Genomic DNA, 11,575 nt, shown 5'->3' with positions numbered 1-11,575 from the left:
GTTTTGCTGCGACACTGTTGAAGGTCGTTTTTATGGTTTTTAGAGGTGACCTATAGAAAAATTTTATGTCTCTATTATACCGGAAAGAGGAGAAAAACGCAACCAACCTGTATGCGCACTTATGCAACCTGTAGTTGCAGACATATCCTTCGTTGAAAGTTGCTGCGGAATTTGTATGCGCCGCATTTGAATTCTTTTTAAAAACTTTGTGAAATGAGAAAAAAGCACTTGACATTTCGAAGAATTGTGCTAAAATAGTTTTACGCCGAACTGTTCGGGAACGAACTGTTCAGAATCGAACAAATAAGGAGGTGGTCGCTTGCAGCATCTGGGGTTTGAGATACGCCGCTTGGAGAAGCTCATGGCACGGAAGCAGATCTATTCTTCTGTCCATGCGGAAGCAGACCGTCTGACGGGAATGCACGGCTATCTGATCGGATATCTCTATGAAAACAGGGATCATGATGTGTTTCAGCGGGATATTGAGAAACAATTTTCCATCAGCCGTTCTACTGTGACAGCAACATTGCAGCTCATGGAGAAAAACGGACTTATCATCCGGGAAAGTGTGGTGCAGGATGCCCGGCTGAAACGAATTGTGCTGACACCAAAAGCGATGGATCTGCATCAACAGATCCAAGAGGACATCATAGCATTTGAATCACAGCTGACAAAGGGGATATCAGAGGAGGAAAAAGTTGTCTTCCTGCAAGTAATGCAGAAGATGTGTGATAATCTGGGCGGAGAGTCATGCCCATAAAACAAGAACCTGTTCCGGTTGCTGTGCGGAATCGGTCCTAAGGAGGATTTGTACATGATACGAAAATTGATCCGATCTGTTCGGGAATACAAGCTGCCGTCGCTGCTGTCGCCGGTGTTTGTGATTCTGGAAGTCGTCATGGAAGTGGTGATCCCCATTCTCATGGCAATGCTCATTGACGAGGGCATTGACGGTGACGGCGGTATGGATGCAGTGACCCACTATGGTCTCATTCTCATCGGCTGCTGTGTGGCATCGCTGCTGTTCGGCGCACTTGCCGGACATTTTGCAGCCTTTGCTTCTTCCGGATTTGCAAAGAATCTGCGGCACGATATGTTCTACCGTGTTCAGAATTATTCCTTTTCCAACATCGACAAATTTTCGGCAGCAAGTATTGTCACCCGTCTGACCACGGATGTGACCAACATTCAGAACGCCTATCAGATGATCATTCGTGTGGCGCTGCGTTCGCCGGCAATGCTGATCTTTTCTATGGTCATGGCGTTTCAGCTGAGTTTCCGGTTGTCGCTGATCTACTTGGCGGCAATTCCGGTGCTGGGTGTGGGACTGTTCCTGATTATGACAAAGGTGCATCCCATTTTCGAACGGGTATTCAAGACATACGATAAGCTGAACAATATTACACAAGAAAATCTTCATGGCATCCGGGTGGTAAAATCCTTTGTCCGGGAAGAACATGAGATCGAGAAATTCTCCGGTGTATCAGAGAATATCTATCAGGATTTCTCCAAAGCAGAAAAGCGGCTGGCATTCAATGCGCCCCTCATGCAGTTCTGTATGTATGGCTGTATGATCCTGGTTTCCTGGTTTGGTGCCAGAATGATCATTAGCGATACTCTGACTACAGGTCAGCTCATGAGCCTGATGACATATGCTATTCAGATTTTGTCCAGCTTGATGATGCTGTCCATGGTCTTTGTAATGATCACCATGTCCCGTGCTTCTATGGAACGTATTACGGAGCTTCTGGATGAGGAAAGCGATATCACCAGTCCGGAAGATGCAGTTACCGAAGTGCAGGACGGCAGCATTGACTTCGAGCACGTCAGCTTCAGCTATAGCAAGCGGGAAGATAAGTGCTGCTTGCAGGATATTGATCTGCATATTCCTGCCGGTATGACTGTGGGTATCCTGGGCGGTACGGGCAGCGCCAAGAGTTCCTTGGTACAGCTGATCCCACGTCTCTATGATGCCACCATAGGTACAGTCAAGGTTGGCGGTGTGGATGTCCGGGAATATGACGTGGAAGCACTCCGTGAAGAGGTTGCCATGGTGCTGCAAAAGAATGTACTCTTCTCCGGTATTATTAAGGAGAATCTCCGCTGGGGTGATCCGGGTGCTACAGATGAGGAAATTGTACGTGCCTGCCAGCTGGCACACGCAGACGAGTTTATTCAGACATTCCCCGAACAATACGATACATATATTGAGCAAGGGGGCGCTAATGTCTCCGGCGGTCAGAAGCAGCGGCTCTGTATTGCACGGGCACTGCTGAAAAAGCCGAAGATCCTCATTCTGGACGATTCCACCAGCGCCGTGGATACCCATACCGATGCCTGCATCCGCCAGGCGTTCCGGGATGAGATCCCCAATACGACAAAGCTGATCATTGCCCAGCGTGTGACTTCTCTTATGGATGCAGACCTGATCCTGGTGATGGATGAGGGAAAGATCAACGGTATGGGCACACACGAGGAATTGCTGCAAAATAATGCGATTTATCGGGAAGTTTATGAATCCCAGCAGAAAGGAAGTGTTCCGCAATGAGTCAAGGACCGAGAGGACCTCAAGGGCCGCCGAAAGGTGTTATGATACCAGGAGCAGCGAAAGGCGTTGGAAAAAGTATGCTCCGGCTGCTTTCCTATATGAAACGTTATTGGATCCAGATGATCCTGGTTTTGATTTGTATCCTGATCAGTGCCGTGGCAGGTGTTGCCGGGTCGCTGTTTCTGGAAACCCTCATTGATGATTATATCTCTCCCATGCTTCTCAGCGGCAGCCGGGATTTTTCCGAGCTTGCCATGGCACTGGTAAAAATGGGCGTTGTTTATGCTGCCGGTATTGTGGGAACACTTATGTATAACCGCCTGATGGTAGTTATTGCCCAGGGTATTCTGAAAACCATCCGTGATGAAATGTTCACCCATATGCAGACGTTGCCCATCCGCTATTTTGACACCCATTCCAGCGGTGATATCATGAGTTTGTATACCAACGATACCGATACCCTGCGGCAGATGCTGGCACAAAGTGTGCCCCAGATCTTTGCATCCATTGTTACTGTTGTAGCAGTGTTCTGTGCCATGCTGAATCTGAGTGTCTGGCTGACCTTGTTTGTGGTAGCGTTCGTAGTGGTCATGATGCTGGTAACTAAGGTCGTGGGCGGCAGAAGCGGACGGTATTTTGTGAAGCAGCAGCAGTCCATCGGTGCGATCAACGGTTATATTGAAGAAATGATCCATGGGCAGAAGGTCATTAAGGTGTTCTGTCACGAGGAACAGACAAAAAAGGATTTCGACAAGTATAATGAAGAACTTTACGGGAATGCTGCCAGAGCAAACAGTTTTTCCAACATCCTCATGCCTATCATGAACAATCTGGGGCACTTGCAGTATGTGCTCATTGCCATGCTGGGTGGTGCTCTGGCATTCCACGGCGTAGGCGGTCTCACCCTTGGCGTGATTGCCGCATTCCTTCAGCTGAGCAAAAGTTTCACCCAGCCCATTACCCAGATCTCTCAGCAGGCAAGTGCAATCGTCATGGCGCTTGCCGGTGCAGGCCGTATTTTCAATCTGCTGGACGAAGAACCGGAGACGGATGAGGGCTATGTAACATTGGTCAATGCCGAGGAACAGGATGGACAGCTGGTGGAAGTATCCCACCGCACCGGACTGTGGGCATGGAAACATCCACATGGCGACGGCACTGTAACATATACCAAAATGCAGGGAGATGTGCAATTTTTTGATGTGGACTTCGGCTATGTGCCGGAGAAGATCGTGTTGCATGACGTAAGCCTCTATGCAAAGCCCGGTGAAAAGGTCGCCTTTGTCGGTGCAACGGGTGCCGGAAAGACCACGATTACCAATTTGATCAACCGCTTTTATGACCTGGCAGACGGCAAGATCCGCTATGACGGCATCAACATCAACAAGATCAAAAAGCCGGATCTGCGGCGTTCTCTGGGTATCGTATTGCAGGATGTCAACTTGTTTACGGGAACTGTTATGGAGAATATCCGCTATGGCAGACTGGACGCCACCGATGAGGAGTGTATTGCAGCGGCAAAGCGTGCCAACGCTCACAATTTCATCATGCTGCTGCCGGATGGTTACAATACCGTATTGTCCGGGGATGGCTCTGGTCTGTCTCAGGGACAGCGACAGCTGCTCTCCATTGCACGTGCTGCCGTTGCCGATCCGCCGGTCATGATCCTGGACGAGGCAACCTCTTCCATTGACACGAGAACAGAACGGATCGTGCAGGCAGGCATGGACGCACTGATGCACGGCAGAACTGTCTTTGTCATTGCCCACCGCCTGTCCACCATCCAGAATTCTGACGTGATCATGGTTCTGGATCAGGGCAGGATCATAGAACGAGGCAATCATGAATCGCTCATGGCGAAAAAAGGGCGGTATTATCTATTGTATACTGGGATACAACAGAATGGGTAATGTTTGTATGAATGAGGAGTTAGGAATGATGGTATTGCCTACGGCGATGGATGAAATAAATGATTTTTGAGAGTTCACTATTCACAATCGAAAGCATAGCGAACATCGTCATTCTATGTTTTGAACTCTTGATCCCTAATTATTACATCAAAGGAGGAATCTGACTTGAATGTAAATCGCTGTTATCTTCCACCCCGTTCCCGACTTCCTGCGGCTGCTGGGGTATGTGCTTCGCTGCTTTGTCTGAACACCATATATACACTGATCTCTATGCCCAATTATGCGCAGTACTGGGACTATTGGGCGACCCTTGCGGCAAGTCTGCTGCTGGCAGGCACTTGTTTTATTCTGGTGCGCCGGAGGACAGAACTGATTCTGTTTCCCACGGGGATATTGGCGTTGATCGCCTGTTTTGCACCAAATCTGGTGCACTGGATGGAAATTGCGCTGTTTTTTCTGCTGCTTTTGCTGTTGCTGCTGCGGCTTCCACATATTATGGTGTATGTGTTTCGCATTGCCGGAACATGCTTCGCCGGCATCGGTATTCTGGGGGTGCTTGTCCCCATGTTCCAGCGTATTGGCAGACTTGCTGAGACGGGACGTGCTACAGCAGATTTCATCGTACCCTATGTGATTCGCAGCCTTGGGGGAGATGTGCTCTGTCTGCTTGCCATGCTGCTGCTCATTTTTGCCATGCGTCCCTATGCCCTGCCGGGCTGGATGGATGAGAACGACCGATATGACCGGATCTGGGAATAAAAACGCAAAGGCAACACCGCACAAAAGTGGCGCTTCGTGTATTTTCAAAATATCCATTGACAAATACAGCGGAATCGCATATAATAATATTGACCGGAATCCGGTAATATAAGAACAACGCAGCAGTTAGAGTAACCGCAGCAGCACTGCACAGAGAGCATCGGGTTGGTGGAACGATGCCGGGCACTGCGACGAAGTGCAACTGTTAGTTGATATGGGGAAATGAGTATCCATATCCGTCTACACCTCGTTACGGTGCTTTAAGTGAGAAATCAGAGTGGGACCGTGGTTATCAATACCGCCTCTGCAAGTGCATTTTGTGTATTTGCGGAGGCGGTTTTTGGTTATGGGGTGTTGTTCTGACAGAGAATGGTACAGAGATCGATTTGATTCCATCTGGAATTTTGTGCTAGAAATGTATAGGCGAATATCATCTGCCTGCATATGAAGCTAGCTTTCATGTTTGACTTTTTGGAGGTGATATACGATGTTTCGACAGCTTCGGGAGGACATTGCTATCGTAAAGGAAAAAGACCCGGCAGCACGCAGCAGCTTTGAAATTCTGCTGACCTATTCCGGATTGAAAGCCGTGCGCAGTTATCGGCGTGCCCACTGGTTCTATACCCATAAATTCTATACCATTGCCCGGATCATCTCTCAGCGTGCCCGGCACAAAACGGGCATTGAGATCCACCCCGGTGCACAGATCGGCAAGGGGCTGTTCATTGACCACGGCATGGGCGTTGTCATTGGCGAAACTACCATTATCGGTGATAACTGCCTGCTGTATCAGGGTGTGACTCTGGGCGGTACGGGAAAGGATAAAGGCAAGCGTCACCCCACGCTGGGTGACAATGTCATGGTGGGTGCAGGCGCAAAGGTGCTTGGACCTATCAATATCGGGAACAACGTGAAGGTCGCCGCCAATGCGGTGGTGCTCAAGGATATTCCCGACAACTGCACCGCTGTGGGTGTTCCGGCACGGATCGCCCGGAGAGAGGGGCAGAAGGTGGAACAGGATCTGGATCAGATCCATATTCCCGATCTGAATATGCAGGACATCACAAAGCTGCAATGCGCTGTGCGGTGTCTTCGAAGGGAAATAACGGAACTGGAAAATCAGAAGGAATCTGCGGGAAAAGCAGAATAAAGGAGAACTCCTATGAAATGCCAATGCGTTGTGTTTGATATGGACGGCGTGCTGTTTGACTCTGAGGCACTGGTACTGCAATGCTGGGAATTGACTGCGGAAAAGCACCAGATCGCTCATGTGCGCAGTACCTGTCAGAAATGTCTAGGTATCAATGCTGCCGCTGCAAAACAGCAGTTTCTGGAAACTTATGGTGCAGATTTTCCTTATGACAAGTACAAGGCGGAGATGTCTGCTCTGTATTGGGAGCATGTTCAGGCAGGCAAGTTGGCGCTGAAGTCCGGCGTCCGGGAGATACTGGCGGCACTCCGTGAAAATCATTTTGCCATAGGTATTGCTTCGTCCACACGGCAGGTGGTTATCCAGAAGCAGCTTGCCATGTTCGGACTGGAGAACAGCTTCGATCAGATCATTGGCGGTGATATGGTACAGCGCAGCAAGCCGGAGCCGGAGATTTATCTTCGAGCCTGTGAAGCTCTGGGGATACCGCCGGGAACTGCTTATGCAGTGGAGGATTCCTATAATGGTATCCGTGCGGCGTCCCGTGCCGGAATGCATTCGGTGATGATCCCAGATCTTCTGCCGCCGACGGCGGAGATGGAACAACTGGCAGAGCATATTTTTCCGGATATGCAGGCGTTTCAAGAATTTCTGTTTTCAAGGTGAAACATGCTGTGATTCTGATCTGTGCGAAGCACAGGTAATGAAGTTTTTTGGTCCAGCAATTTTTCAAAAATGCTGGTGGGGTCAAGGGGCAAAGCCCCTTGTCACCGTCCGCAGACGGCGAAACACCCCGCCTTGTGAAACCATCTTATCAAGTAAAATTCTGCAAATGTTCCGGTGGGACGTTTGCAGCGAAAATATTTTAGCGACAATATCCTGCAAAGGATTTTTAATTCACTCCCACGCCATCCGGCGTGGATACATCTTATATTTTATCAAAGGAGCAAACGGTCATGCAGATCTACAACACGCTGACACGCAAAAAAGAAGAACTCGTCCCTATGGAGGCAGGTCACGTCCGCATTTATGCCTGCGGTCCCACCGTCTATAACTACATCCATATCGGCAATGCACGCCCCATCTGTGCATTCGATGTCCTGCGCCGGTATCTGACCTATCGGGGCTACAAAGTGACTTATGTCCAGAACTTCACCGATGTGGACGACAAAATCATCAAAAAGGCAAATGAAGAGGGCGTGACTGCTGCGGAAATTGCCACTCGCTATATTGCAGAGTACAAAACTGATGCCCACGGTTTGAATGTCATGGATGCGGATATTCATCCCACAGTTACTGACAGTATGGATCTGATCATTGATATTGTGAAGAAACTGGTGGATTCCGGCCATGCTTATGTGGCATCTAATGGAGATGTATACTTCCGCACCTCATCTTTCCCGGAATACGGCAAGCTGTCCGGTCAGCCCATTGAGGAATTGCAGGCAGGCGCTAGAATTGATGTCAATGATGTCAAGGAAGAACCTCTGGACTTTGCCGTCTGGAAAGCCGCAAAGCCCGGCGAGCCCTATTGGGAATCTCCCTGGGGTAAGGGTCGCCCCGGCTGGCACATTGAGTGTTCTGCCATGTCCTGCCACTATCTGGGGGAGACTTTTGACCTGCACTGCGGCGGTCAGGATCTGATTTTTCCGCACCACGAGAACGAGATCGCACAGAGCGAAGCCGCAAATGGCAAGCCCTTTGCCCACTATTGGATGCACAACGGCTATATCAATATCGACAACAAGAAGATGTCCAAGTCCCTGGGCAATTTCTTCACCGCAAGAGAAGTGGCGGAGCAGTACGGCTATGAAGTCATCCGCTATATGATGGTACAGGCGCATTACCGCAGCCCCATCAACTACTGCAAGGAACTGCTGGATGCTTGCAAAGCTTCTCTGGAACGTCTGTATGCCTGCCGGGAAACACTGGATCGTGCGATCGCTGCGGCAAAGCCAGGAACAATTTCCGATGCGGCAAAGGAGATTTTTGAAAAACGGAAACAGCAGTTTGTTACGGCTATGGACGATGACCTCAATACCGCAGACGGTATGACGGCAATTTTTGAACTGGTGCGTGAATTGAACATCATGAGCGCAGATGCTGCAACGCCAAAGGAACAGCTGGAAGCCGGTGTGGCGCTCTTTGACGAGCTGACCGGTGTCATGGGTCTGCTCTATAACCGCAAAAAGGCGGATGCGATCCCGGCAGAGGTAATGGAATTGGTGGAACAGCGTAAGGCTGCCAGAAAGGCAAAGGATTTCGCCGAGGCAGACCGTCTCCGGGACGAGATCGCTGCACTGGGCTATGCCGTGCGGGAAACCAGACAGGGTACAGAAATTACCAGAATCGCAGAATAAGAAAGGAACGCTATGGCACTCAAGGATCATAAAAAAGGGATCACCAGGGCATTTATCCTGATGATCATCATGACGCTGCTTTGTTTCGGCGTATTCTCCTGCTGCACCTATCTGGAACAGCAGAGTAAAACCTATGTGGATCTGGGCACGGCGACACTGGTGCAGCTGGATGAACCAGAAGAGGATGCAATGGCAATGAAAGTGCACACCACAGTGGGGGATATTGTGGCGGAACTATACCCGGAACAGGCGCCTGCTTATGTGGCACAGTTCACAGAGTTGGTGAAATCTGGTTATTATGATAATACCTATGTGTTCTCCGTAGAAAAAGGAATCTACTTCGAGGCAGGCAGCCCCAATGCGGATGGTACATTGGCGTCCGGCACAGACGGTACCTACGAAAAGGTGGAACGGGAAATCAGTGCAGATCTCTGGCCGCTGCGAGGCGCATTCTGTGTGCCCACTACCACACAGGAAGGCGGCTTCTGGGCACGTCTCACCGGGAGCATGACCAGCTACTGCGGTACACGGTTTGTGGTGTGCAATTCCATTGTGTTTGACGAGGCAACCAAAGAGGAGTTGCAGTCTGTCTCTGAAAATGCAGAGGAGATCAATAACGCATTTCTGGAACGGGGCGGCGTGCCGAACTATTCCCAGCAGATGACGGTATTTGCCCAGGCATATGGCGACGAGAGTTTTGCCACCATCGATGCCATTACCGATGCGGCAACGAAATCGGCAGAGACAGAGGGCGGCTATACACCACCGGAGGAAGATATCCTGATCACATCCATTGAGATCGGCACTTATGGAGAACTGTCTGCTTCGTGATTGGGCATTTTGTTGAAATTTCGATTTCATTTTTATGAAATGCGTACAAATGGTTTGACGGCGGACTTGACTTTTCCTGCAATACTGCCAAAATGCGAAAAAAATGCTTGTTTTTTACTTTACAAACGCAGTGAATTCGTGTATAATAAAGAAGATAACATACAGAATATATTGTGTGTAGATGCGTCAGTTTGTATGGCAGTTGCATACAGCTGTGTGCCGCCGGAAGTGCATCTGACGATTTTGGAAAATCAATTTTTTGGAGGATACTTCCAGATAAGTCATATGACAACAGAAATGCCTGTGTGTGAAGTACAGGCATGCTGGAATAGATGTGCAGGAATTGCAGCGCAGCTTGCTGCGAAATAAAAGTTTGTGGTTCCTGGTGTGCCTCCCGGCATGAAAGACCCGGATCCTTTCCCGGCGTCTTTCGTCAAGTGCCTGGTGCACAAATTGAAGGAGAGACGAAATTGGATAAATTTGTCATTCACGGCGGACGTCGTCTTGCCGGAGAAATAGAAGTCAGCGGAGCAAAGAATGCGGCGGTTGCCCTGATCCCGGCAGTTCTGCTCAGCGATGAACCTTGTATTCTGGAAAATGTTCCGGATATCAGCGACGTTTCCATCAGCCTGCGGATTCTCTATGAGATGGGAGCACAGGTGGAATATCTGAACAAAACCACTGTCCGCATTTCTGCGGCAGGTCTGACCAATTATTGTGTGCCCTATGAGAGCGCACGGAAAATGCGAGCATCCTATTACTTCCTGGGTGCACTGCTGGGTCGTTATGGAAAGGCACGAGTGTCTATGCCGGGCGGATGTCCTTTGGGCGACCGCCCCATTGATCAGCATCTGAAGGCATTTTCTGCTCTGGGTGCAAATTGCAGTATTGAACATGGCATGGTGGATCTGGTGGCAGATCAGCTGGTGGGCAATCAGATCTACTTAGACGTGGTCTCTGTTGGTGCAACGATGAATGCCATGCTGGCAGCTGTTCGTGCCAAGGGACTGACTATCATTGAAAATGCCGCCAAAGAACCCCATATTGTTGATCTGGCGAATTTCTTGAACTCCATGGGTGCGGATATCATGGGTGCCGGCACGGATGTCATCAAGATTCGCGGTGTGGAGCATCTCCACGGCGCAGTATATTCCGTCATCCCCGATCAGATCGAAGCAGGTACTTTCATGATTGCAGCAGCTGCAACGGGCGGCGATGTTTTGGTAAAGAATGTTATTCCGAAGCATCTGGAGCCGATTACCAGCAAAATGCGGAAGATTGGTGTAAATATCGAGGAATTCGACGACAGCGTTCGTGTCTGGGTAGACGGACCGCTGGTGCGTACCAATGTCAAGACCATGCCCCATCCGGGTTTCCCCACGGATATGCAGCCCCAGATCACGACGCTGCTGACACTGGCTGAGGGAACGAGTATCATTACAGAAGGCGTCTGGGAGCAGCGTTTCCGTTATGTGGATGAGCTGCGCCGTATGGGTGCGGATATTTCTGTGGATGGCAAGGTTGCCGTAGTCGAAGGCACCGGACGGCTTACGGGCGCACCGGTAAAGGCGTGCGATCTCCGTGCAGGTGCAGCGCTGATTATTGCAGGACTGGCAGCACACGGTATTACGGAAATTGAGGATATTTATCATATTGAGCGTGGCTATGCGAATCTGGATGCAAAGCTTCGTGAGATCGGTGCAGATATTCAGAAGGTTTCCGAGCCGGCGGCACCGGCAGAGCTGAAAGAAGCACTGTAAGTTAAAATTTTTGTTGAAAGAGCCGTCATGCAGTTGACGGCTTTTGTTGTGGGATTGGTTTTGGTGTTGGTGCGTTGAAAACGTTCCACTGGAACGTTTTCAAGGTGTTGCTTACTTTGATTGGGAACAGGGGAAAGCGGTCTTGTTCGCTTTCCCCTCGAAAAGCTGTCGCTTTTCTCACCCCTTTTCTCCGTGGCGCAAAAGTATGCGCCGGGGTGTTTCGCCGCTGCGGCGGCGACCAGGGACGCTGTCCCTGG

At 49.9% G+C, this 11,575-nt stretch carries 10 protein-coding genes; 9 read left to right on the top strand and 1 reads right to left on the bottom strand.

Annotated features, from left to right (window positions below; all coding sequences use genetic code 11):
• Window positions 1–319: 319 nt before the first annotated feature.
• The 9 genes from QZ375_RS12275 (at window position 320) to QZ375_RS12235 (ending at window position 11,318) form a co-directional block, all read left to right on the top strand.
• Window positions 320–760 (top strand): MarR family transcriptional regulator, encoded by a 441-nt coding sequence (locus QZ375_RS12275; RefSeq protein WP_295219548.1) that lies wholly within the window; start codon window positions 320–322, stop codon window positions 758–760.
• A gap of 54 nt (window positions 761–814) precedes the next feature.
• Window positions 815–2,548 (top strand): ABC transporter ATP-binding protein, encoded by a 1,734-nt coding sequence (locus QZ375_RS12270; RefSeq protein WP_295219547.1) that lies wholly within the window; start codon window positions 815–817, stop codon window positions 2,546–2,548.
• Between the two features lie 41 nt (window positions 2,549–2,589).
• Window positions 2,590–4,458: an ABC transporter ATP-binding protein gene (locus tag QZ375_RS12265; RefSeq protein WP_295219549.1), complete on the top strand. Its 1,869-nt coding sequence runs from the start codon at window positions 2,590–2,592 to the stop codon at window positions 4,456–4,458.
• 165 nt (window positions 4,459–4,623) lie between these two features.
• Window positions 4,624–5,217, top strand: a complete 594-nt coding sequence (locus QZ375_RS12260; protein WP_295219546.1) for a hypothetical protein — start codon at window positions 4,624–4,626, stop codon at window positions 5,215–5,217.
• A gap of 487 nt (window positions 5,218–5,704) precedes the next feature.
• The gene (epsC, locus tag QZ375_RS12255) at window positions 5,705–6,367 is read left to right on the top strand and encodes a serine O-acetyltransferase EpsC (RefSeq protein WP_295219545.1); all 663 of its coding nucleotides are present in this window, start codon (window positions 5,705–5,707) and stop codon (window positions 6,365–6,367) included.
• Between the two features lie 12 nt (window positions 6,368–6,379).
• On the top strand, window positions 6,380–7,033 hold the full coding sequence (locus tag QZ375_RS12250; RefSeq protein WP_295219544.1) for an HAD family phosphatase: 654 nt from the start codon (window positions 6,380–6,382) through the stop codon (window positions 7,031–7,033).
• 290 nt (window positions 7,034–7,323) lie between these two features.
• Window positions 7,324–8,727: a cysteine--tRNA ligase gene (cysS, locus tag QZ375_RS12245; RefSeq protein ID WP_295219543.1), complete on the top strand. Its 1,404-nt coding sequence runs from the start codon at window positions 7,324–7,326 to the stop codon at window positions 8,725–8,727.
• A gap of 12 nt (window positions 8,728–8,739) precedes the next feature.
• Window positions 8,740–9,558, top strand: a complete 819-nt coding sequence (locus QZ375_RS12240; RefSeq protein WP_295219542.1) for a peptidylprolyl isomerase — start codon at window positions 8,740–8,742, stop codon at window positions 9,556–9,558.
• Between the two features lie 470 nt (window positions 9,559–10,028).
• Complete coding sequence (locus tag QZ375_RS12235; protein WP_295219541.1) at window positions 10,029–11,318, top strand: UDP-N-acetylglucosamine 1-carboxyvinyltransferase; 1,290 nt, start codon at window positions 10,029–10,031, stop codon at window positions 11,316–11,318.
• Window positions 11,319–11,343: 25 nt separating this feature from the next.
• Here QZ375_RS12235 and QZ375_RS12230 read toward each other — a convergent pair.
• The coding region (locus QZ375_RS12230) for a hypothetical protein (RefSeq protein ID WP_295219540.1) at window positions 11,344–11,575 on the bottom strand (232 nt) is incomplete at its 5' end.

The organism is Ruminococcus sp. (assembly GCF_019417665.1).
GTDB lineage: Bacteria > Bacillota > Clostridia > Oscillospirales > Ruminococcaceae > Ruminococcus_C.
Note: the sequence above shows the minus strand (reverse complement) of the source record. Positions and strands in the feature narration are given on the sequence as shown.